General features: G+C 69.4%; 20 protein-coding genes. 15 read left to right on the top strand and 5 right to left on the bottom strand.

Annotation, left to right across the window (positions count from 1 at the left end; all coding sequences use genetic code 11):
- The first annotated feature begins 91 nt into the window (after positions 1-91).
- The 4 genes from EVS81_RS10955 (at position 92) to EVS81_RS10970 (ending at position 4,596) form a co-directional block, all read left to right on the top strand.
- Positions 92-1,360, top strand: coding sequence for an MFS transporter (locus EVS81_RS10955; RefSeq protein WP_130110417.1), 1,269 nt, complete (start codon positions 92-94; stop codon positions 1,358-1,360).
- Between the two features lie 155 nt (positions 1,361-1,515).
- Positions 1,516-1,860: a hypothetical protein gene (locus EVS81_RS10960; RefSeq protein ID WP_130110418.1), complete on the top strand. Its 345-nt coding sequence runs from the start codon at positions 1,516-1,518 to the stop codon at positions 1,858-1,860.
- Positions 1,861-2,107: 247 nt separating this feature from the next.
- Complete coding sequence (locus EVS81_RS10965; RefSeq protein ID WP_130110419.1) at positions 2,108-3,295, top strand: glycosyltransferase; 1,188 nt, start codon at positions 2,108-2,110, stop codon at positions 3,293-3,295.
- Positions 3,295-4,596: a glycosyltransferase gene (locus tag EVS81_RS10970; protein ID WP_130110420.1), complete on the top strand. Its 1,302-nt coding sequence runs from the start codon at positions 3,295-3,297 to the stop codon at positions 4,594-4,596. Before EVS81_RS10965 ends, EVS81_RS10970 begins: the two co-directional genes overlap by 1 nt.
- A 306-nt stretch (positions 4,597-4,902) precedes the next feature.
- On the opposite strand, the gene EVS81_RS10975 is transcribed toward EVS81_RS10970, so the two are convergent.
- From EVS81_RS10975 to EVS81_RS10985, 3 genes are read right to left on the bottom strand one after another with little or no spacing between them, the layout of a single operon-like run.
- Positions 4,903-5,706: an amino acid ABC transporter ATP-binding protein gene (locus EVS81_RS10975; protein ID WP_130110421.1), complete on the bottom strand. Its 804-nt coding sequence runs from the start codon at positions 5,704-5,706 to the stop codon at positions 4,903-4,905.
- Entirely contained in the window at positions 5,703-6,512 is an 810-nt protein-coding gene (locus tag EVS81_RS10980; RefSeq protein ID WP_130110422.1) for an amino acid ABC transporter permease, read from the bottom strand. Before EVS81_RS10980 ends, EVS81_RS10975 begins: the two co-directional genes overlap by 4 nt.
- 57 nt (positions 6,513-6,569) lie before the next feature.
- Positions 6,570-7,448: an ABC transporter substrate-binding protein gene (locus tag EVS81_RS10985; protein ID WP_165384252.1), complete on the bottom strand. Its 879-nt coding sequence runs from the start codon at positions 7,446-7,448 to the stop codon at positions 6,570-6,572.
- A gap of 250 nt (positions 7,449-7,698) precedes the next feature.
- On the opposite strand from EVS81_RS10985, the gene EVS81_RS10990 reads away from it, so the two are divergent.
- From EVS81_RS10990 to EVS81_RS11000, 3 genes are read left to right on the top strand one after another with little or no spacing between them, the layout of a single operon-like run.
- Positions 7,699-8,475, top strand: coding sequence for a FadR/GntR family transcriptional regulator (locus tag EVS81_RS10990; RefSeq protein WP_130110424.1), 777 nt, complete (start codon positions 7,699-7,701; stop codon positions 8,473-8,475).
- On the top strand, positions 8,472-10,019 hold the full coding sequence (locus EVS81_RS10995; protein ID WP_130110425.1) for a gamma-glutamyltransferase family protein: 1,548 nt from the start codon (positions 8,472-8,474) through the stop codon (positions 10,017-10,019). Before EVS81_RS10990 ends, EVS81_RS10995 begins: the two co-directional genes overlap by 4 nt.
- A 53-nt stretch (positions 10,020-10,072) precedes the next feature.
- Positions 10,073-10,849 (top strand): sulfite exporter TauE/SafE family protein, encoded by a 777-nt coding sequence (locus EVS81_RS11000; RefSeq protein WP_130110426.1) that lies wholly within the window; start codon positions 10,073-10,075, stop codon positions 10,847-10,849.
- A 48-nt stretch (positions 10,850-10,897) separates the two neighbouring features.
- On the opposite strand, the gene EVS81_RS11005 is transcribed toward EVS81_RS11000, so the two are convergent.
- Positions 10,898-11,938, bottom strand: a complete 1,041-nt coding sequence (locus EVS81_RS11005; protein WP_130110427.1) for an Lrp/AsnC family transcriptional regulator — start codon at positions 11,936-11,938, stop codon at positions 10,898-10,900.
- A gap of 75 nt (positions 11,939-12,013) precedes the next feature.
- On the opposite strand from EVS81_RS11005, the gene EVS81_RS11010 reads away from it, so the two are divergent.
- The 7 genes from EVS81_RS11010 (at position 12,014) to EVS81_RS11040 (ending at position 20,031) form a co-directional block, all read left to right on the top strand.
- Positions 12,014-13,060, top strand: a complete 1,047-nt coding sequence (locus EVS81_RS11010; RefSeq protein ID WP_130110428.1) for an ABC transporter substrate-binding protein — start codon at positions 12,014-12,016, stop codon at positions 13,058-13,060.
- 29 nt (positions 13,061-13,089) lie between these two features.
- Positions 13,090-13,881 (top strand): ABC transporter permease, encoded by a 792-nt coding sequence (locus EVS81_RS11015; RefSeq protein WP_130110429.1) that lies wholly within the window; start codon positions 13,090-13,092, stop codon positions 13,879-13,881.
- A gap of 1 nt (position 13,882) precedes the next feature.
- Positions 13,883-14,728, top strand: a complete 846-nt coding sequence (locus tag EVS81_RS11020; protein WP_130110430.1) for an ABC transporter permease — start codon at positions 13,883-13,885, stop codon at positions 14,726-14,728.
- Between the two features lie 115 nt (positions 14,729-14,843).
- Positions 14,844-15,698: an ABC transporter ATP-binding protein gene (locus tag EVS81_RS11025; protein ID WP_130110431.1), complete on the top strand. Its 855-nt coding sequence runs from the start codon at positions 14,844-14,846 to the stop codon at positions 15,696-15,698.
- 7 nt (positions 15,699-15,705) lie between these two features.
- Positions 15,706-17,136: an amidase gene (locus tag EVS81_RS11030; RefSeq protein WP_130110432.1), complete on the top strand. Its 1,431-nt coding sequence runs from the start codon at positions 15,706-15,708 to the stop codon at positions 17,134-17,136.
- Between the two features lie 40 nt (positions 17,137-17,176).
- A complete protein-coding gene (locus EVS81_RS11035) occupies positions 17,177-18,505 on the top strand; it encodes a CaiB/BaiF CoA transferase family protein (protein WP_130110433.1) in 1,329 nt (442 codons plus the stop codon).
- Positions 18,502-20,031 carry a carboxyl transferase domain-containing protein gene (locus EVS81_RS11040; RefSeq protein ID WP_130110434.1) on the top strand — a complete coding sequence of 510 codons (1,530 nt, stop codon included), beginning with the start codon at positions 18,502-18,504 and terminating at the stop codon, positions 20,029-20,031. Before EVS81_RS11035 ends, EVS81_RS11040 begins: the two co-directional genes overlap by 4 nt.
- Before the next feature lie 175 nt (positions 20,032-20,206).
- Here EVS81_RS11040 and EVS81_RS11045 read toward each other — a convergent pair whose 3' ends face one another.
- On the bottom strand, positions 20,207-20,998 hold the full coding sequence (locus tag EVS81_RS11045; protein ID WP_130110435.1) for an HAD-IIA family hydrolase: 792 nt from the start codon (positions 20,996-20,998) through the stop codon (positions 20,207-20,209).
- A gap of 347 nt (positions 20,999-21,345) precedes the next feature.
- Here EVS81_RS11045 and pgm point away from each other — a divergent pair, with 347 nt between their 5' ends.
- Entirely contained in the window at positions 21,346-22,998 is a 1,653-nt protein-coding gene (gene pgm / locus EVS81_RS11050; RefSeq protein ID WP_130110436.1) for a phosphoglucomutase (alpha-D-glucose-1,6-bisphosphate-dependent), read from the top strand.
- The last annotated feature ends 138 nt before the right edge of the window (positions 22,999-23,136 follow it).

Here is a 23,136-nt window from a genome sequence, read left to right on the forward strand (position 1 = left end):
ATCCGCGCCGGGCGATCCGCGCCGGGGGATCCGCGCCGGGGGATCCGCGCCAGAATGCGCCCGCGGCGCCGCGCAGTAGTGTGGTGACGACATGTCGAACTCCACGCGGGCGCTGCTGCGGCGCATGGCCCCGAGCATCTACGGGCCCACGATCCTCTTCACCCTGGGCGAGTTCGCCATGATGCCGCTGATCCCGGTGATCGCGGTCGACATGGGCGCCGGTCTCGGCCTGTCGGGCGTCATCGCGTCCGCCGTGGTCGTCGGGCAGCTCGTGGGCAACCTGCCGGCGAGCTGGGTGGTGGCCCGGGCGGGAGAGCGCGTGGCGATGCTCATCGCGTCCGCAGTCGCTCTGCTCGGCGTGATCGGGGTGGCGTTCGCTCCGAACGTCGCGGTGCTGGGCGCCGCGGTCTTCGTCGTCGGGTTCGCGGCGGCCACGTTCGGGCTCGCACGGCACTCCTTCATGACCACGCGCGTGCCGTTCGCGATCCGCGCCCGAGCGCTGTCGTTGATCGGGGGCTCTCATCGCCTCGGGCGTTTCGCCGGCCCGTTCCTGGCGGCCGGGCTCCTCACCGCGACCGGGAGCTCCGCCGCGCCCGTGTGGGCGTTCGCCGTCTGCCTGGTGCTCGCGGCGCTGCTGGTCGCGTTCGCCCCGGATCCGGAGCGCGTCATCGCGCCTCCGGCCGGTGGTGCCGATGCCGGAGGCGCCCGAGGCGGGGATTCGGCGGGGCCCGCATCGGCGCGGGCCGGCGGAATCGCCGCGGCGATCCGGGAGGGGCGCGGTCCGCTGCTCAGGATCGGCGGCTCGGCGGCAGTGCTGTCGGGGCTGCGTTCCGTGAAGGACGTGCTGCTCCCGCTGTGGGGAGTCTCGATCGGCATGGACGCGGCGGCGATCGCGCTCGTGGTGGGGGTGTCGGGGACCATCGACTTCGCACTGTTCTACACCAGCGGTCAGGTGATGGACCGCTTCGGGCGGCTCTGGGCGGCGCTGCCGGCGACGAGTGCGATGGCACTGAGCTTCCTCGTGCTCGCGTGCACGCACGATCTCCCGGGTGCCGAGGCGTGGCTGCTGGGCTGCGCGGTGGTGATCGGCATCGGCAACGGGCTCTCGAGCGGGATCCTGCTGACGCTCGGCGCCGACCTCGCCCCCGGGGACGACCCGGCCCCGTATCTCGCGGCATGGCGCACGCTCACCGATCTCGGCGGAGCCGTCGCACCGCTCGCCGTGTCGGCGATCGCGGCGGTCTCGCTGCCCCTCGCCGCCGCCGCCACCGGGGTGCTCGCGGTGCTCGGCAGCGCCGGATTCGCGCGCTGGATCCCGCGCTACATCCCGCGCGCGCGGGGCGGGCGGCGGGATCCCTGACCTCGGCGGCGCACCAGCCGTCGATGCTTCGCTCACAGATCGCGCTCCCACGCCGGGTCCACGCAACTTATCCACATTCTTCTTTTGCGCTTCCGATCAGCCGTTTCTTCCTGGAAAACTGGCTCCGAATCAGCCAGAATAGGAGTGTGATCACGATGAACGAACCGCAGATCTGGGCGGTCATCGGCGTGCTCGCCGCGACGCTCGTCGGGTTCGTCACGCTGGTCACCCAGTTGCTCACCCGCACGATCTCGGCTCAGTTCGACGGAGTCGCGGCCCGGTTCGAGAAGTTCGACGCCAAGTTCGAGGCCAAATTCGAAGCGGTCGACCGCCGGTTCGAAGCCGTAGACGCCCGCGTCGACGCCCTGCACGCCGAGATGGTGCTGCGCTTCGAGCACCAGGAGCGCGTGTTCGACGAGCGGTTCTCGCGCCTCGAGGCGAAGCTGGAGGGCCTCGACCGTGACGTGCAGGCCATCTCGAAGCGGGTGTTCCCGGAGTAGGTCCCGCGTGCCGAGAGCGACGCCTGGGCGAGGGGCGACACTGCGCCGACCTCGGGGTGCGAGCTCTTGCCGGTCTCGCGATGCGGGCTCCACCGGGGTGTCGGTGGCGATGCGGTCGCACGGGGCGAGGGTGCTGCGACCTGCGGGCACCCCGAAGACCCTCCGCGGCTTCCGGGTCGTCGTTGCCTAAACTAGACCCCGTCCGCCCACCGGCGCACATCTCCCGACCGAAGGACTCCCGCACACCGTGAGCACCACCGATCGCCAGAATCCTCTCCGCATCCTCATCGGCTGCGACACCTTCCTCCCCGATGTCAATGGGGCCGCCCGCTTCGCGGAGCGGCTGGCCGCGGGGCTCGTGCAGCGCGGTGAGGACGTGCACGTGGTCGCCCCGTCGGTGCGGCACAATCGCACCGGCAGCTTCGTGGAGACCATCGAGGGCGAGCGCATGACGGTGCACCGCTGGGCGAGCTGGCGCTGGTACCCGCACGACTGGCTGCGCTTCGTGCTGCCGTGGCGGGCTCGCGGATACGCCCGCAAGCTGCTCGACCGGGTGCGTCCCGATGTGATCCACATCCAGTCGCACATCGTGATCGGGCGCGCTCTCGCGATCGAGGGATCGAAGCGAGGGATCCGCATCGTCGCCACGAACCACGTCATGCCCGAGAACGTGCTCGACTTCACCCTGCTGCCCGAGAGGGCCAAGCGGATCTTCGTGCGCTGGGGGTGGAACGCGGCCGACCGCGTGCTGAAGCTGGCCGAGGCCATCACCACGCCCACTCGTCGAGCGGCCGACTTCCTCGAGCGCAGCACGCACCGCCGAGGGGTGCTCCCCGTGAGCTGCGGGCTCCGCGCATCCAACTACACGGCCGACCTCGAGCCGCGCTCCGAGAACACGCTGGTGTTCGTGGGCCGGGTGACGCTCGAGAAGGAGATCGACGTGATCCTCCGCGCGATCCCGCGCGTCGATCCCGCGCTCGACGTCAGCTTCACCGTCGTGGGCGACGGCGATCAGCGCAAGAATCTCGAGAAGCTCGCCGCGGAACTCGGCATCGCGGATCGCGTAGCCTTCACCGGGCGGGTCACCGACGAGCAGTTGCGCGCCCATCTCACCGGGGCGAGTGCGTTCGTGATCGCATCGATCGCCGAGCTGCAGTCGATCGCCACGATGGAGGCCATGGCCTCCGGCCTCCCCATCGTCGCCGCAGATGCGATGGCGCTGCCCCACCTGGTGCACCACGGAGAGAACGGATACCTCTTCCAGCCGGGCAACGACCGGGAGCTCGCCGAGCAGATCGAGAAGGTGCTGAAGAGCAGCCCCGAGCAGTTCGCGCACATGCAGCGAGCCTCGCTCGAGGCGGTGCAAGTGCACGACATCGACCGCACCCTCGACACCTTCGAGGCGCTCTACCGCGGCGAAGCGGTCGCCGGCTGATGCACATCCTGGTGGTCGCAGACCAGCACCCCGAGTCGCTCGGCGGGGTGCAGGTGGCGATCCGCCTGCAGCGCCGCTATCTCGAGCGCGCGGGGCACCGCGTGACGGTCGCGGCCCCCGCGCTGCACCGTCCCGGCTACGCCCCGGATCCCGCTTCCCGCGACGCCTACGTCGACCTGCCCTCGATGCCCATCACCCGGGATCGCGAGTACGGGCTGAGCTGGCCGGGGCGGCGCACCGATCGAGTGCTCGCCGCCGCGCTCGCCGAGCGCCCCCCGGTGGATCTCGTCCATGTGCAGGGCGACTTCTGGGGGGCGATGATCGGAGTGCGCGCGGCGCGAGGACTGCGCGTGCCGCTCGTGCTCACGATGCACAACCACGTCGACGAGGGCACGCGAGCCGTCACGCCGCTCGCCCCGCTCGCGTTCGGCGCGCTGCGGCTCTGGCGGGGACTGGCGCTGGGGCGGTGCCGGGGCGCGGTGTCTCCGAAGGCTCGCGGGGCCTGGAGGTACCTGGCCGAGCTGGCGGCGGAGGCGAGCGCGGTGACCGCGCCGTCTCAGCACTTCGCCGACGAGCTGCAACGGCACGGAGTCGCGGCCCGGGTACTCGTGACCCGCGGCGGGGTCGATGACGAGGCGGTCGAAGCGGTGCGGGCGCTGCCGCGCTCGCCGAGGCGCCGGCCGCGGCTCGTGTGGCTCGGCCGCATGAGTCACGAGAAGCGCGTGCTGGAGTTCGTGGATGCCGTGGGGGAGTCGGGAATCGATGCCGATGTCGTGCTGCACGGCGGCGGTCTGCTCCTGCCGCGGGTGCGCGACCGGATCGCGAAGCTGGGTCTCGGCGATCGGGTGACGCTGGCGGGTGCGGTGCCGTACCGCGACGCGCTCGCCGCGATGCGCGATGCCGACGCGCTCGTGCAGACGTCGATGGGCTTCGAGACGCAGGGGCTCACGCCGTTCGAAGCGGCCGTGCTCGGCACGCCGACCATCTTCTGCGACCCGGAGATCGCCGACGACGTCGCGGTGTCGGCCGGGTGGCGGGTGCCCGACGGTAGCGTGGCCGCGCTGGCCCGCACGCTGGGCGAGGCGGTCGCGGAACTCGCGGTGGATCCCGCTAAGAGTTCCGCGGTGGATCCCGGCGCGGAACCCGCTGCGGAACTCCCGGTGGATCCCGCCGCGGAACTCGCGGTGGATCCCGGCATCCACCGCGTGCCCGAGGCGGAGTCCAGGCGATTCCTGCAGTCGGCGCAGACCGAGGTGCTGCTCGGCGTCTACGGGGGCGTGCTCGCGGATCACCATCGCTGATTCGGTCGGACTTCCCGTCGACCCCGCCGGCCTGCGGCCTGCGGCCTGTGGCCTGTGGCTTGCGGCTTGCGGCGCGCCGAGATCCCGATTTCTGTCGCTCCGTCACGGGAGAGACGGCAGAAATCGGGATCTCGGCGCATAGGTCGGGCTGGGGGCGCGCTCGGCGCACAGGTCGGGCTGGGGCACTCCCGGTGCACAGTCGAGGCCCGGGCCCAGAGCCCAGGACCCGGGCCAAGACCCCGCGCCCAGAGCCCAGAGCCCAGAGCCCAGAGCCCAGAGCCCAAGCCCGGGCCCAGAGCTTCCGGCTCAGAGCACTTTCGACAGGAACTGCCGCGTGCGCTCGTTCTCGGGGCTGGTGAACACGAGCTCGGGATCCCCCTGCTCGATGATGGCTCCGGCATCCATCACGATCACTCGGTCGGCCACCTCCCGGGTGAAGCCCATCTCGTGGCTCACGACAATCATCGTCATGCCCGCTGCGGCGAGGTCCTTCATCACCTGCAGCACCTCGCCGACCATCTCGGGATCGAGGGCCGAGGTCGGCTCGTCAAACAGCATGAGAGCAGGCCGCATGGCCAGAGCCCGCGCGATCGCGACCCGCTGCTGCTGCCCGCCCGAGAGCGATCGCGGCCGCGCATCCGCCTTGTCGGAGAGGCCGACCCGCGCGAGGAGCTCCTCGGCGTAGGCGATCGCGTCAGACTTCCGTTCCCCCTTGACACGCACCGGGGAGTGCCAGATGTTCTCGAGCACCGTCATGTGAGGGAAGAGATTGAAGTGCTGGAAGACAAAGCCGATGTCCGCCCGTTGCTTCGCGAGAGCCTTCGCGGAGATCTCGACCGACCTGCCATTCATCAGCGATCGCTCACCGATTCGTTGCCCGTTGACATGGATCTCTCCGCTGTCGATCGGTTCGAGGCGGTTCAGCGTCCGCAGGAAGGTCGTCTTGCCCGCGCCCGAAGGGCCGACGAGCACCACGACCTCACCTCGCTCGATCTCGAGCGAGACATCGGTGAGGATATGCCGGTCGCCGAACCACTTGTTGATGTCGATCGTGCGCACGATCGGTCCCTCCGACGTCGAGACCGGTGCTGTGTACTCCGTAGCACTCATGCTGCGGCTCCTTCCATTGCCGCGAGCGGGGTCTTGGGGGCGACCCGGTCGCGCTTGCTGCGCATACCGAAGAGCCGCTTCCAGACCGATTCGGCCTTGGGGAGGCCGGCCTTTGCATTCAGCCAGTTCTCGATCTGCGTCTGGATGACCGTCCAGATCGTGGTGAGTGCGAGGTAGTAGAGCGCAATCACGATGAAGATCTCGAACGCCTTGAACGTCGACGCAGCCATCGTGCTGCCGACCTGGTACATCTCGGATACCCCGATGATCGAGAGGATCGAGGTGCTCTTCATGAGCCCATTGAAGGAGTTGCCGAGCGGGGGGACCATGACGCGGATCGCCTGGGGGACGACGATCCAGCGCATTGATCCGAGTGGCGTCATGCCGAGCGAGAGCGCTGCTTCTGTCTGCCCCTTCTCGATCGACTCGAGCCCCCCGCGAACGATTTCCGAGATGTAGGCGCTCTCGTTCAGCATGAGGCCGATGATCGCCGCTTGGACCGCGCCCTTGATGAGGATCCCCAGCGTGACGTCTTCGAACCGGAAGATGTTGGCAGCTGCGAATCCGGTGTAGAGGATCACGAGCTGCACCAGCAGAGGCGTGCCTCGGATGATCCAGATGTACAGACTCGCGACGATGCGGAGCGGGAGGAAGCGGCTGCGCCCCATCAGTGCGATGAGGAGGCCGAGAATCAGGGCCAGGAACATCGCGACCACCGAGATGCCGATGGTCACCCAGAGCCCGTCGAGGAATTTCTGATTCGGTTGGAGGAGTGAACTCCAGAAGTAGGTCCAGTCGAAGGTCATCGTGCGGGGTCCTTCCGGGGTCGGGGCGGGGCGGATCCTTCACCGCTGCCCATCGAGCTAGTCGGCCTGGGTGATGTCGTTGCCTGCCACATCCCACTCCTCGAGGATCGCGTGGTAGGTGCCGTCGTCCACCATCGTTTCGAAGGCCGTTGCGAGCGCCTCGTTCAGCTCGGTGTTCTCCTTGAGCGTCGCGGCCCCGATCCGGACCTTGTCGGAGACATCGCCGACGAGCACGATCGCTCCGTCGCTCTGCTGTCCGTAGAAGCCCATGATCTCCGAGGTGTCGATGAAGGCGTCCTGCTGGCCGGTGAGCACCTGTTGGACCGCGGTCGCGCCCTCATCGATCAGCGTGATGTTGAGCGGATCCTTGCCGGCCTCTTCGCAGGCTTCCGAGCGGGCCTCGGCTGCCGACGCCCCGGTGGCGCCGGTGATCGCGACGATCTTGAGCCCGCAGAGGCTGTCGTCATTGCCGGTGATGTTCCTGGGGTTCTCCTTCGCGACGCCGACACCGGTTCCCGAGTAGAGATACGGCACGAAGTTCGCGATCTCTTCGCGTTCGGGTTTGATGTAGAGCGAGCCCATGATCACGTCGCACTGCTTCGCCTGAAGCGCAGGGATGAGGCCTGAGAAGGCGTACTCGGCGAGCGTCGTGTCCAGGCCGAGGTTGTCGGCGAGCGCGTTCGCCAAGTCGATCTCGACTCCGATGAGTTCGTTGTTCTCGTCGTAATAGATGTTCGGCGGCGAATCTCCGGTGCAGACCGTCAGTGCGCCCTCCTTGATGATGGTCGGCGGCGCGATCGATGCGGAGCCGTTGCTGTCGTTGGCCGCCGGCTCGGGAGCCGCCTGGCTGCAGCCGGCGAGTGTCAGCGCTGCGCTCGCGACGAGCGTGGTGAACGCTCCGGTGAGAAGTCTGGATGTGTTGCGAGAGGAAGCCACGGCGGTCTCTCCATTCGATAGTGGTTTCGGGTTGCCCTTCTTCGGTGAAGGAGTATGCTGTCGTCTGTGGCTGATGGTCTGACCAACCGACTAAGCTGTGATGGACGATACCCGGCCTCGCCGGTATCGTCAACTGCGTAACTGAACTGAAACACAGGGGATCGAGCCGCGAAATGGCGGGGCTGCTGCTGTTCCGATCGGGACAGGCAGAATGGGATTGCGGTGTGCGAGCCGGTCGAAAGGAGCCGATATGGACTGGGAAGCAGTGGGGCGTGCGACGACTCTCTCGGTGCCCGACCGCCTGTCCGTCGATCTCGAGCGATTGATCCTTGAGGGGAAGCTCGCTCCAGGCGAAAAGGTGCCGCCCGAGCGCGAGCTTGCGGAGTACTTCGGGGTGTCGCGACCGTCCATCCGGGACGCGTTGCGCGAACTCGAGAACCGCGGCCTGGTCGATCGGAAGCCGGGGCGAGGGACGATCGTGCTCGCCCCGGGCGAGCGCGCGAAGGTGCCGGAGAACACCCTGGGGATCGTTGACGCGCTGCGCCCCGAGCTGCACGACATCATGGAGCTGCGCGCGATCATCGAGCCTCCGATCGCGAGGATCACGGCGTCCCGGGCGACCTCGCGCGATCTCGCTCAGCTGCGCGAGCTGGTGGAGGCGATGGAGAAGGACGTCACGAAGGATCGGTACGCCGAACTCGATCGCGCCTTCCACCAGGCCATCGCGCAGTATGCGCACAACCCGCTGCTCGCGCTCATCAACGAGCAGATCGCGCAGCAGATCGCGCCGAGTCGTGCCAGCAGATACCAGACGAAAGCACGTCGCAACGCCTCGAGCGCCGCCCACCGGCGCATCTTCGAGGCGATCGCGGCCGGCGACGGAGAACTGGCCGAGCAGGAGGCTCGCGCGCACGTGCTCGACATCGGCAAGCAGATCGCCCTCGCAGCCACCGGCGCCGTGCCGCAGGACCCCGGCGCGGCGCCTCACGAATCCGGCGCCGCGCGTCACGACGAAGGAGCGAAGTGACCTCCACCTCCACCTCCACCCATCGCGGTGCGATCTCGACGTCGCACCACCTCGCCACCGAGGCCGGCGCGGCCGCGCTCGAGGCGGGCGGCACCGCCGTCGACGCCGCGCTCGCCGCCGCGGCCGCGCTGTGCGTCGTCTACCCGAACAACGTGGCGCTCGGCGGCGATCTCGTCGCGCTCGTGCGCAGCCCGCACGGCGAGGTGCGCTTCCTCAACGCCACGGGCCCAGCTCCGGCGGCGCAGACACTCGAGGCCCTGCGCGAGAAGCACGGCGAGCAGCTGCCCCTGCGCGGCATCGACACCGTAACCGTGCCGGGCGGTGTGTGCGGCTGGAATGCGCTGCACGAGTACGGAGCGAAGCTGAGCTGGGCCGAGCACTTCGAGGCCGCGATCCGGCACGCCGAGCAGGGGTTCCCCAACTCGCGCTCCGTGGCCGCTGCGCTCGTCGAGGATCGGGACTCCCTCTCGCGGGATCCCGGCGCGAGCGCCGTCTTCTATCCGGGCGGCGAGCCGCTCGCCGAGGGCGCTCCGCTCGTGCAGCCCGCGCTCGCGGCCACACTGCGCCGGATCGCCGCGGGCGGCTCGGCCGAGTTCTACGAGGGCGAGACGGCCGCCCGCTGGATCGCGGGGCTGCAGCGCCTCGGGTCGAAGATCGGGCCGCGCGACGCCGTCGACTACTCGGCGTTCTGGGGTGAGCCGCTCGAGGGCTCCTTCGCGGGCCTGCGCGTGCTCACCGGGCCGCCCAACACCTCCGGGTTCATGCTGCTGCGCGCGCTGAACGCGGTGGCCGGGGGAATCGAGGATCCGCTCGGCGTCGGGGCCGGCGAGCTCGCCCGCGCCTTCCACGAGAGCAACGAGGTGCGCGCGGCCGCGCTCGCAGATCCCGGCTTCGGCGGCGCCTCGGGCGCGGATCTCGTGGCGATGGCCGCCCCCGATCGCCCGATCGGCGGTGCCGCAACGGCGAGCGGCGACACCGTCGGGCTCAGCGCCATCAGCGCCGACGGCTGGGCCGTCTCGCTCATCAACTCCGTGTACTGGGGCTTCGGCGCGCACATCCTCGAGCCCGAGACGGGCATCGTGTTCCAGAACCGCGGCACCTCCTTCTCGCTCGATCCGGCGTCGCCCAACGCCTTCGCGCCGGGCAAGCGCCCGCGCCACACGCTCATGCCCGTGCTCATCCTGCGTGGCGACGAGCTCGCGTGGGTGCCGGCGACGATGGGCGGTGCGGCGCAGCCGCAGATCCACGCCCAGCTGCTGCTGCGCTCCCTGGCGGGAGCGTCGCCGCACGAGGCCACGCACGCGCCGCGCTGGATCGTCGACGAGGCGCGAGGCGACGGGGCCGTCTCGGTCACGATCGAGGAGGACGTTCCGGCGTCGGTGCGCGCCGCGCTCGGGGAGGCCGGTTTCGAACTCTCCACGGTGCCCGCGTACACTGAGGATCTCGGCCACTCGAACCTGATCCGGGTCACTCCCGAGGGGTACGAAGCCGCGAGCGATCCCCGTTCCGACGGCTCGGCGATCGTGGTCGCCGGCCCGGGCTGAACGCCGCTCGCGCCGCGCCCCGATCACCCACGACCTGCAGAATCGATCGCCTGATGACCAGCACCCCCCGTCCCAGTATTCTCGTCCTCTCCCTGCTCGGCGCCACCACGGGCATGCTCTCCGGGCTCTTCGGCATCGGCGGCGGCGTGGTGCTCGTCCCGATGCTCGTCATGATCCTCGGATTCCAGCAGCGGCTCGCCGCAGGCACCTCCGTGGCGGCGATCCTGCCCGCCGCGGTGGTCGGCGGCATCGGATACGCGGTGCAGGGCAACGTCGACTGGATCGCTGCCGCGCTGCTCGCCGCGGGCATCATCGTGGGAGCCCAGATCGGCAGCTTCCTGCTCTCCCGAGTGCCCACCGGCTTCCTGCGCTGGATGTTCATGGCGTTCCTGCTGGGAGTCGTGATCAGTCTGTGGTTCGTCGTTCCGCAGCGCGATGCCTCGATCGAGATCACGGTGCTCTCGGGCGCGCTGCTCGTGGTCACCGGCCTCATCACCGGCGTGCTCTCGGGGCTGCTCGGAGTGGGCGGCGGGGTCGTGGTCGTGCCGATCCTCATGTTCTTCTTCGGCGCGAGCGATCTCGTGGCGAAGGGCACCTCGCTGATCATGCTCATCCCGGGTTCGCTCTCGGGCACCATCGGCAACGCGCGCCGGCGAAACGTGGATCTCCGTGCCGCCGTGGCGCTCGGGATCTCCGCCGCGGTGCTCTCGCCCCTCGGCTCGGTCATCGCGACGCACATCCCGCCGTTCTGGTCGAACGTCGCGTTCTCGCTGCTGCTGGCGTTCATCCTGGGGCAGATGTTCTTCAAGGAGCTACGCAAGAAGCGCTAGGCGCTCGCTCGCCCGATCAGCGGGACGGAGGATGCGCTCGGATATGCCTTAAGCATCGTCCATGCGCACCCCGCTGCGTTTGATCGCTTGGATCACGATTGACGTGTCGACCTCCACGGCGTCCTCGGTCCAGTCGGCCCGGGTCAGGAAATCAGCTAGTGCGGAGTGGTCGACACAGGCGATGTCGACGAAGAGTTGATGTCGGCCGGTGGTGAACGCGAGGTACCGCACTTCTGGGACCCCGGCGAGCTGCATGGCGACCGACTCTGTGCGGCCTGGAAATGTGCGGATACGCAGAATGGCCTCCACCGGGAAGCCGAGGGCCGCCGGCTCCACGACAGCACGATCAAATACGCGGCCGCTCGCCTGGAGATGTGCGAGCCTGCGGCGGGCAGATGCGGGGGAGAGCGCTGTGGCTCGGGCGAGTTCTTCGATCGTCGCACGTCCGTCGGCCGCGAGCACCCGCGCGATCGCCTGCTCCTCGCGGCTGAGTGGCGCCAGCTCGACTGCGCCGGTCGGCTCCCATCTCTGCTCCAGATCCGTGAGGGCGGCGACTTGGGCTTCCTCGAGGATGCCAGGAAGCCACTGGTGGGTGCCTTTGTAGAGCTTGAGGATCGTGGCGGTGTCGATAGCTGCCGCACCCGGCATGCCCGGGATCTCATCGAGCAGCATGGCGAGCGACTGCGCGCGTTCGTTCATGAGTTCGAACACGCAGTCGGCCTCGCCGGTTGTGAGATAGGTGAACACCGAGTTGTTCCGGGAAGCGGCCGCGGTCGCGGTCACTCGGTTCATGCCCGAGATGCATCGCACGCTGGCGATTGCACCGTCGAGCACACCGCCCTGTGGCAGCACGGTGAAATACGTGGGTCGCACCCGCCGGCTCCGCACGAGCTCGGTACCATGCGCAGCCACTGTGCGTTCGGGTGCATCGAGCACGGCGGCGATTCGGCGCCAGCCTGCACGGGCATTTACCTGCAGCGCGGCAACGATCTTGCGATCGAGCGGCTCGAGTAGCGATCTGGTGATCATGGCAGGATTATCCGCTGATTTCTTCAGAATGGCAATACTCATGTACGACACCCGTCGCATCTGCGTAGAGTCAAGGCTAATTCGATCATCGCTGACGGCATACCAGATTTCTGGTGCGGGCGATGGGAAATCGAGTTGCCCCTCAACCCCGAAGTGAAAGTTGTGTCAATGAAGATTCGCAATTTGGGACTCTTGGGTCTCGCCGCCGCAGCGGTCGTCTCGCTCGTAGCCTGCTCGTCCGATGCCCCCTCGGGTGGCAGTAGCGCTGCCGGAGCTGATGGGCCCATCAAGATCCGGGTGCAGTCGCAGGCCTCCATCGCCGCTGAGCCTCTGTACCTGGGCGTCGAACAGGGCTTCTTCGAGGAGGAAGGGCTCGACGTCGAGATAGTCGACCTGCCCGATCTTTCCTCCGCCATCGCGGCACTGCAGGCCGGCAAGCTCGAGCTCGCCTTCACCCCTACCATCGGCGCGCTGCAGATGGCGCGTCAGAACGTGCCGGTCACGCTGATCGCGCCGTCCGACGGGATCAACCCTGTCGCTGCCGAAGCCCCGCTCGAGGAGCAGCGAAACTATACCTCGGTAGGCGTCTACACCAGCGCAGCGAGCGGTATCGACAACATCGAAGGACTGGCGGGTGCGAGCATTGCCGTCCCCGAGTTGAAAGCGCAGGCCGACGCGACCATCACATCCGTACTTCAGGAAGCCGACGTTGAGACTGATGAGATCGAGTGGCTCAACCTCGGTTTCGTGCCCGCCCTTGAGGCACTCAAGAACGACCAAGTCGATGCAGCGTTCTTGGTCAGTCCGTACTCGATCGAGGCAGATGCGGCCGGCCTCAAGCGCATCATGAACCCGAGCGCCGTTTTCTTCCCGCAGGGTTCCGCCACCAGCGCGTGGGCCGCATCCCAGTCGTGGGCGCAGGAGAACCCTGAGGCCGTTGCGCGATTCCAGCGCGCGATTGCGAAGTCAGCGGAGTGGGCGAACGAGAACCTCGAAGCGACACAGCAGCACGCGATCGACCGCTCGGGTCTCAAGCTCACCCCGGAGCAGATGCCGCAGTCGTACTGGCCTCATGCCATCGATCAGGCGCAGCTCGAGGAGGTCGACGACAAGCTCGTCGCCATCGGGTTCTTCGACGATGCCATCGACGTCAGCACGATCCTGACGCCGGTAGCGAAGTAGTCCAGAGGCGGAAGCGGAGGAGGACGAATATGCAGTCATCAATCCGCGCGAGTCGCGCTGCGATCGCGCCCATCCTCTACGGAATGCTCGGCATCGTCGTCCTCCTCGCCGTCTGGCAGTGGGGCTCGATCCAGGTCGCCTCGGAGACCGTGCTGCCGTCGGTACCCTCAGTGGTTGGCGCGCTCGGCAACCTGCTGCTCACCGTAGGGTTCTGGATCGAGGTGCTCGAGACGCTGGGGATCGCGCTCTTCGGCTGGGGGCTCGCCGCGGTGCTGGGCGTGGCCGTTGGCGTTGTGGTCGGCACATCGGACGTCGCGAACGCCGCCATCCGGTTCTCATTCGAATTCCTGCGCCCCATCCCTGCGATCGTGATCCTGCCGCTCGTCATGCTGATTCTCGGCCCGACCGCCGAGATGGGTGTGTTCCTCATCGTGTTCGGTGTCACCCTGCCGATCGCTGCGCAGACCGCAGCCGGTGTGGAATCGGTGGATCCGGTGATGCTCAACACCGCGAGGTCGTTCGGCATGACGCGCGGCGAAGTGCTCTGGCGGGTCATCTTGCCGGGGGCCTCCCCATTCGTCGGCACCGCGATGCGCGTCGCCGCCCCGATCACCCTGATCCTGACGGTGGTCGCGGGAATGCTCGGCGGCGCACCCGGTATCGGCAATTCCCTCGCAATCGCTCAGCTGGCAGGCCGCAACGAGGACATCTTCGCCTACGTGCTGGTGCTCGGCCTGATGGGTCTCCTGTTGCAGACCGTCGCAATTCGTACCGAGCGTCGCCTGCTCCACTGGCACGCCTCCTACCGGAAGGGGCACTGAGATGGCCATCGCGCCGAGTCCCACCACACGCACCACCGTCATCCGCGCGGCGGCGAAGGCGAAGCGCGTGCGCAGCCGTCGTCCATTCCTTCTGGGGCTCGAGATCGGTGTGCCGGTCCTGCTGATCCTCGCCTGGTGGTTCGGCTCCCTGAACTCCGCCAACCCCTTCTTCCCGCCGCTGCGCGACATCCTTCTCGAGTTCCAGAACCTCTGGCTCTTCGACAAGTTCGCGAGCGACGTGCTGCCGAGTGTCGGCAACTTCATCCTGGCGTATGTGATCGCCTGCGCGGTCGGCATCGCCTTCGGTATCCTGCTCGGTCTCGTCAAGCCGCTGTTCTGGATCCTCGACCCCATCGTGCAGCTCGTGCGCTCGATCCCGGCGGTCGCCCTGCTGCCCATCATCCTGGCGACAATGGGGTTCGGCAACGAGGCGCGCATCTTCGCGATCGTGCTCGCCGCCCTGTTCCCCGTGCTCATCTCGACGATCGACGGCGTGCGCTCCACCGAGCCGCTGCTCCTCGAAACGGCGCAGGTCTACCGGCTCACCAGATGGGAGCAGCTGCGCAGCATCTACATCCCCGCGGCCTCGCCGCAGATCTTCGCGGGAGCGCTCGTGAGCCTGCAGGTCGCCTTCATCGTGATGATCACCAGCGAGATGATGGGGGCCGCGCGAGGGATCGGTGCCCTGACGCTCCTCGCCCAGAAGAGCTTCGACGTGAAGGGGATGTGGGCCGGCATCGTGCTGCTCGGCATCCTCGGCTATCTCGCGAACCTCGTCTTCACCATGGTGCGCCGCCGCGCCCTCGCCTGGTACCTCGGTGCGCAGAAGGCCGCCTCGGCCGACTGACCCCTCACCGTCATTCTGCGCGAGGAACGAGTCGCAGAATCCACCGAACTTCCGCACAGATCCCGCGATTCACCCGCGCGGGACGACGCTTACACCGAACCACGGAGACCACACCATGACCAACACCCAGCTCGTCGTCGAGCACCTGTCCAAGTCCTACGCCGTCGGCGGCGCCGACGTACAGATCATCGCCGACCTCACCTTCGACGTGACGGCCGGCGAGATCGTCTCGATCGTTGGCCCGTCAGGGATCGGGAAGACCACGCTGCTGAAGTGCCTGACGGGTTTGCAATCGATCACGTCGGGTTCGGCGAGCATCGACGGGCAAGTCATCGACGGGCCGCCGGAGGAGATGGCGCTCGTGTTCCAGGAGTACACGCGGTCGTTGATGCCGTGGCTCACGGTCGAGAAGAACGTGCGCCTGCCTCTGAAACACCTCCGCCTGCCGAAGGCCGAGATTGACGGGCGCGTGCGCTCTGCGCTCACCTCGGTGGGACTCTCCCACGCTCTTGATCGCTTCCCGTGGCAGCTCTCCGGCGGCATGCAGCAGCGCGTCGCCATCGCCCGCGCTCTGGCCTACCGCCCCGAGGTGCTCGTGATGGACGAGCCCTTCGCCTCGGTCGACGCGCAGACCCGGTTCGAGCTCGAGGATCTCTGCCTCAAGATCCGCGACGAGTTCGGCATGACGATCCTGCTCGTGACCCACGACATCGATGAGTCGGTCTACCTCTCCGACCGGGTGGTCGTGCTCGGCCACCGGCCGGCGATCGTGACCCGCATCGTCGACATCGACCTGCCCGCGCCCCGTGACCAGATCTCGACTCGGGCACTGCACGACTTCGCAGAGCTGCGCACCGAGATCTTCGAGCTCATCCGGGCCGGCGCGATCCCCGCGCAGACCGGGCAAAGCGTGCAGACCGGGCAAAGCGTGCAGGCCGCGCAGAGCGTGCAGACCGCGCAGAGCGCCTGAGACCGGCATGGAGAACGACGAGCTGAAGTGGATGTCCGCGGCTGAACTGGCGAGCCGCATCCGCGCGGGAGAGCTCTCGGCGCGCGATGCGCTGCAGGCGCACTGGGACCGCATCGATGCGGTGAACCCGGCGATCAACGCCGTGATCTACGAGGATCGCGAGGGGGCATGGGCCGCGGCCGAGAGCGCCGATGCGCGCCAGGCAGCCGGTGAGCGACTGGGGCCGCTGCATGGTGTGCCTCTGACAAACAAGGACACGAATGAGACAGCCGGGATGCCCAACACCTGGGGCTCGCCTCTGTTGCAGCACGTGGTGGCGCCGCACGACAGCCTCATCGTGGGCCGTATGCGCGCCGCGGGTGCGATCATGACCGGCAAGAACAACGTGCCCGAGTTCGCGGCGGGCGCGCACACCTTCAATGAGGTGTTCGGCACCACGCGGAACCCGTACGACACCGGGCTCAGCGCCGGCGGCTCGAGCGGCGGTGCCGCCGCCGCGATCGCCGCGGGCATCCAGGCGATTGGCGACGGTTCGGACATGGGCGGTTCGCTGCGCATCCCGGCGGCCTTCTGCAACGTGTTCGGCCTGCGCCCCTCGCTCGGGCGCATCCCGCTCCCCGGCGCCAACTCCTGGATGTGGCTCGGTCGCACCGGCCCGATGGCGCGGGAGGCGACAGATCTGGCACTCATGATGACGGTGCTCTCCGGCCCGGATCCCGCCACGCCCACCTCGATCCAGGAGTCGGGGGTCGACTTCCAGGTGGGGCTCCGCTCCGGGATCGCCGGGCTGCGCATCGGCTGGTCGCCCGACATGGGGCTCGACATGCCGGTCGATCCCGAAGTCGTGGCGGTGGTGGAGCGCTCGCTCGCCGTGTTCGCAGAGGCCGGTGCCGTGGTGGAGGAGGCATCGCCCGACCTCGCCGACGCCGACTACGTCTTCCGCCAGACCCGTGCCTTCGACTACGAGTTCGGCTGGGGCGAGCTGGTGCGCGCCCACCCCGACCGGGTGAAACCGGAGGTCGTCGAGAACGTCGCCGCGGGCGCCCGCCAGAGCGCTGCCGATCTGCACGAGCTTGCCCGTGCCCGCACCCGCCTCGAACAGCGCACTCGCGAGTACTTCGCGCGCTACGACCTGTGGATCACCCCCACGGCACAGGTGCTGCCGTTTCCTGCTGAGCAGCGCTGGCCCGCCGAGGTCGCGGGCCGGCCGATGGGCGACTACCTCGACTGGATGCGCTCGGTCTGCGTGGTATCGGGCATGAGCGTGCCCGCGCTCTCCGCGCCCGCCGGCTTCTCGAAGTCGGGGTTGCCCGTCGGCATCCAGCTGGTCGCCCCGCAGGGGGCTGACGCGCTGCTGCTGCGCGCCGCCTACGCCTACGAGGAGCGCACGCGGTGGTCGCGGATGCACCCGCGGCTCGGGATCGCCGTCGGTGCCTAAGTCGGCCGTTCGCACATGCACGGAGATGGAAGGAGTTGACATGCCGAATCAGGGATCGCTCGAGGGTGTGCTGGTGGTGGACCTGTCGCGTGCGCTGGCGGGCCCGCATGCGGGGCAGATGCTGGGGGACCTCGGGGCTCGGGTCGTCAAGGTCGAGGCCCCCGTGATGGGGGACGACACCCGCTCGTGGGGGCCGCCGTTCGTGCAAGGCTCGGGCGGGGAGGCGTTCTCGACGTACTTCCTGTCGTGCAACCGCAATAAGGAGTCGATCGCGCTCGACCTGAAGAGCGACGACGGCCGCCGCGTGCTCACCGAGCTGCTGCGACGCGCCGACGTGCTCATCGAGAACTTCCGCACCGGGGTGATGGATCGCCTCGGCTTCGGCACCGCCGCGCTCGCCGAGCTCAATCCCCGGCTGGTGCAACTCTCGATCACGGGATTCGGACACGACGGTCCGGAGGGCGGGCGGGCCGGGTACGACCAGATCGTGCAGGGCGAGGCCGGGCTGATGTCGCTCACCGGATCCGGCCCCGACGACCCCCAGCGGGTCGGCACGCCGATCGCGGACCTGCTGGGCGGCATCCACGGCGTCGTCGGCGTGCTCGCGGCGCTCTACGAGCGGGAGCGCACGGGCCGGGGCCGCGTCGTGCGCACCTCGCTGCTCTCGTCGATCGTGGGGGTGCACGCGTTCCAGGGGACCCGCGTGACGGTGGCGGGCGAGGTGCCGGCCGCACAGGGGAACCACCACCCCTCGATCGCTCCCTACGGTTTGTTCCGGTGCCGGGATGGGGCGGTGCAGATCAGCGTGGGCAACGAACGCCTGTGGCGGGCGTTCTGCACAGAGTTCGATGTGGATCCCGAGACGCCGGGGCTCGCCGCGAACCCCGATCGGGTCGCGCATCGTGATGAGACGATCGCGTTCGTCGAGGCGGCGTTCGCGGATCACGATGCGGCGTCTCTGCTTCAGCGGCTCGCCGCGGCCGGGGTGCCGGCGGGCAAGGTGCGGGATCTCGCCGAGGTGTACGCGTGGGATCAGCTGCACTCGCAGGGGCTGGTGGTCGACGTGGATCACGCCGCGCTGGGCGGGATCTCGCTGCCGGGCCCGGCGATCCGCTTCTTCGACGTCGACGGCTCGGGGGAGTCGGAGCGCGCGCGCACTGCGCACACGGCGCCGCCCGTGCTCGACCAGCACGGCGCCGCGATCCGCGCGTGGCTGGGGCTCGACCGCGTCGCGACCGCGTCCGCAGGGGCGACCGCGCCCCCAGGGGCGACCGCGTCCGCAGGGGCGACCGCGCCCGCAGGGGTGACCGCGACCGCGTCCGCGACCGCCGGCGCGGGTGCGAACAGAACCGCCGGGGCGGGCGCGTGAACGCGGCGACCACCCTCGCGCGGCCGCGCAGACTGTCGGCGCGGGAGCTGATCGAGCTGATCTCGGATCCCGCGACCTATCAGTCCTGGGACGTGCCGCCCGCGGAGCCCGACCTCGGCGACGCCTATCGCGACGAGCTCGCGGCGGCGGCCGCGAAGAGCGGGGTGGACGAGTCGATCATCACGGGCGAGGCGCTGGTCGAGGGGCGCCGAGTCGTGCTCATCGCGTGCGAGTTCCAGTTCCTCGCGGGATCCATCGGCGTCGCCGCGGCGGAGCGCTTCGTGCGGGCGATGGAGCGGGCCACTGCCGAGCGGCTGCCCGTGCTCGCCTCGACGGCGTCGGGCGGCACGCGCATGCAGGAGGGGACCGTCGCCTTCGTCGCGATGGTGAAGATCGCCGCGGCCGTCGCCGCGCACCAGGCCGAGGGCCTCCCGTACCTCACGTATCTCAGGCACCCCTCCACGGGCGGCGCGCTCGCGTCGTTCGGGTCGCTCGGGCAGGTGACCGTGGCCGAGCCCGGCGCGCTCGTCGGCTTCCTCGGCCCGCGCGTCTACGAGGCGCTCTACGGCGAGCGATTCCCCGACGGCGTGCAGTCGGCCGAGAACCTCGCGCGGCACGGCATCATCGACGGAGTGCTGCCGCCCGAGGGGCTGCGCGAGGTGATCGCCCGCACCCTGCGCCTGCTGCAGCACCCGACGCACGGCGAGCTGGCCGCCCGTGCCGAAGACCCCGGATCCGCTGTCGACGACCCGGTCGGCTCGAGCGACACCTGGGCCTCGGTCACCCGTACCCGTGATCGGCGCCGACCCGGTCTGCGCGAGCTGCTGCGCCACGCGGCGACCGACGTCGTGCCGCTGTCGGGCACTGGTCAGGGCGAGAGGGATCCCGGCCTCGCGCTGTGCCTGGCCCGCTTCGGAGGCGTGCCGGCGGTGGTCGTGGGACAGGACCGACGCGCGCAGCGATCCCACGCCCCGCTGGGTCCCGGCGCGCTGCGCGCCGCGCGCCGGGCCATGCATCTCTCGGAAGAGCTGCGCCTGCCGCTGGTCACCGTGATCGATACGCCGGGGGCCGCCCTGTCCCGGGCCGCGGAGGAGGGCGGCCTCGCCTCGGAGATCGCGCACTGCCTCGCCGACCTCGCCACGCATCGCGGCCCGACGCTGTCGATCCTGCTCGGCGAGGGCACCGGCGGCGGTGCCCTGGCGATTCTTCCGGCCGATCGCACGATCGCGGCGCTCCACGCCTGGCTCTCGCCCCTCCCTCCGGAGGGCGCCTCGGCGATCGTGCACCGCGACACGGCGCACGCGCCCGAGCTCGCCGAACAGCAGGGTGTCGCCTCGGCCCGGCTGCTCCAGAACCGCATCGTGGACCGCATCGTCGCAGAGCACCCCGACGCCGCAGAGGAGGCGGTGGCCTTCTGCCGGCGCATGGGCGACGCGATCGCGCAGGAGATCGCCGCGCTGCAGCTCATGCAGCCCGACCGTCGCCGGGTGGGGCGCCACGACCGCTATCGCAGTCTGGGGTGGTGATCCCGGCCCGCCCCGCCGCGGACCGAGCTGCGCTCCGGTGGCCCAGCGCAGCGCGGCGGCGTCGACACCCGGCGCCAGGCCTCGGATCTCGACTCACCCCGCTCGCGCAATCGGCGGAGCGGGCCCGTGGCCCCGCGAACGGAGCGAGTCGAAAGCAGCCCTTCGGCCCGTGCGGCTACTCGAGCAGGTCGGCGACCGATCCGAGCACCTCGTCGGGCCGGAAGGGGAAGCGCTCGATCTCGGCGCGATCCGAGATCCCGGTCATCACGAGCACCGTGTGCAGCCCGGCCTCCATGCCCGCGACCACGTCGGTGTCCATGCGATCCCCGATCATGCCCGTGTTGTGGGAGTGCGCGCCGATCCGGTTGAGCGCCGAGCGGAACATCATGGGGTTGGGCTTGCCCACGATGTAGGGCGTCTTTCCCGTCGCCTCGGTGATGAGCGCGTTGATGGCGCCGGTGGCGGGCAGCGGCCCCTCGGCGCTCGGCCCGGTCGCGTCGGGGTTGGTCGAGATGAACCGGGCGCCGCCGATGATGAGCCGGATCGCCTTGGTGATCGCCTCGAACGAGTAGTTGCGGGTCTCGCCGACCACGACGAAATCGGGGTTCGACTCCGTCATCACGTATCCGGCATCGTGGAGGGCAGTCAGGATCCCGGCCTCGCCGATCACGAAGGCCGAGCCGCCCGGCTGCTGCTGCTTGAGGAACGCCGCGGTGGCGAGCGCGCTCGTCCAGATGCGGTCCTCCGGCACCTCGATGCCCGAGGCGGCGAGGCGCGCGCTGAGGTCGCGGGCCGTGAAGATCGAGTTGTTGGTGAGCACCAGGTACGGCACCTCCTGGTCCCGCCAGAGCTGGAGCAGCTCGGCGGCACCGGGGATCGCACGGTTCTCGTGCACCAGCACGCCGTCCATGTCCGTGAGCCAGCACTCGATCTCTCGACGGCGCTGCGGGATCTCGATCTCGGTCATGCCCCCAGCGTAGTGCCGCCGTGTGAACGCGCGGTTTCGCGGGCGCCGCTCCTGCACCTCCGCCGTCGATCCGAAGTGGGAGTCGCGTTCTGCCGCTTCCTCATGAGGGATGCGGCAGAACGAGACTCCCACTTCTGGTGTGGGGTGCGGCGCCCGGGGGGGCGAGGCCAAACCGGTCATCCTGCGCGAGCGGAGCGAGTCGCAGGATCCACGCTCTGGTGGATCCAGCGACTGCTGCGCTCGCTCCGAGCGGGATGACGGGACGATCGACGAGGTCTCGGGCGCGGGGATGAGCCGGCGGGGAACGGGCACTGGAGCGTGTCGGAGGGTGCTGGCACACTGGAGGCATGCACGAGAGAGCGGGACGGCCGGCACAGCAGCAAGACCTCATCGACGTCGACGCGCTGCTCGCGGCGTACACCGAGGTGGTGCCGGATCCCGCGGATCCCGCGCAGCGCGTCGTGTTCGGCACCTCCGGCCACCGGGGCTCCTCGCTGCGGGGCTCCTTCAACGAGGCGCACATCGTCGCGATCAGCGCGGCCATCGCCGAGTACCGCGCGGCTCAGGGGATCCGCGGCCCGCTGTTCATCGGTGCCGACACGCACGCCCTCTCCTCTCCGGCCGAGCACACGGCCCGTGAGGTGCTCTCGGGGGCCGGGGTGCACGTGCTCGCGAAGTCGGGCAGCGGGGACGAGCTCTTCGTGCCGACCCCGGCAGTGAGCCACGCGATCCTCACCCACAACCGCGACCGCGCCGCCGACGATCCCGAGCGCGCCGACGGCATCGTCGTCACTCCCAGCCACAACCCGCCCGCCGACGGCGGATTCAAGTACAACCCGCCGCACGGCGGGCCGGCCGGCTCCGAGGCCACCGATCGGATCGCGGCGCGCGCCAACGAGCTGCTGGCGAGCGGCGTCGACGCGATTCCGCGCGCCTCGGAGGACGGAATCGGAGGCGTGCCGGTGGGTCGCTACGACTTCCTCGGCGAGTATGTCGAGTCGCTCGGCGAGGTCATCGACCTCGCGGCGATCCGGCAGGCCGGGGTGCGCATCGCGGCGCACCCGCTCGGAGGCGCGAGCGCGGCCTACTGGGCCGCGATCCGGGATCGCCACGGGCTCGATCTCACGGTGCTGGGCCCCGGCGTGGATCCGCAGTGGGGATTCATGCACCTCGACTGGGACGGCAGCATCCGCATGGACCCCTCCTCGCGGCACGTCATGGCGACCGTCGAGGAGTACCAGCGCCTCTACCCGCTCGTCACCGGCAACGACGCCGACGCCGACCGGCACGGCATCGTCACCTCCGACGGCGGGCTCATGAACCCCAACCACTACCTCGCGGTGGCGATCGACTATTTGCTCGGGCACCGCCCCGACTGGCCCGCGGCCGCCGGAGTGGGCAAGACCCTCGTCTCATCCGTGCTCATCGATCGCGTGGTCGCCGCGCACGGACGCGAGCTGCTCGAGGTGCCCGTGGGCTTCAAGTGGTTCGTGCCGGGTCTCTCGGACGGAAGCCTCGTCTTCGGCGGGGAGGAGAGCGCGGGTGCGTCGTTCCAGCGCTTCGACGGCTCTGCCTGGAGCACCGATAAGGACGGGATCCTGCTCGCGCTGCTCGCTGCGGAGATCCTTGCCGTCACCGGTCAGTCGCCGTCCGAGCGATACCGCGAACTGACCGAGCGCTTCGGCGCACCCGCTTACGCCCGCCTCGACTCGGCGGCGACGCCGGAGCAGAAGGCGCGGCTCGGGGCTCTCTCGCCCGATGACGTGACCGACACCGAGCTCGCCGGTGATCCGATCACCGCGATCCTCACCGCGGCGCCGGGCAACGGCGCACCCATCGGAGGGCTGAAGGTGCAGACCGAGCACGCCTGGTTCGCGGCGCGCCCCTCGGGCACCGAGGACGTGCTGAAGATCTACGCCGAGTCGCTCCGCGGGCAGGAGCACCTGGCCGAGGTGCAGGAGGCGGCGCAGGCGCTCGTCGCGCGGGTGCTCGCCCCCTGAGCCCCTTGTGCCTGCTCGAGGGGCCGACTCAACGAGGTCGGGGCGTCGGGGACCTGAGGCGGCACGTTCGCGGAGGAGAGTTGTGCGACGCGCATGCACATCTCGATGACGCGATGTCGTGCTGCAGCAGCTCCCCGA

The sequence above is a fragment of the Leucobacter triazinivorans genome, assembly GCF_004208635.1.
GTDB lineage: Bacteria > Actinomycetota > Actinomycetes > Actinomycetales > Microbacteriaceae > Leucobacter > Leucobacter triazinivorans.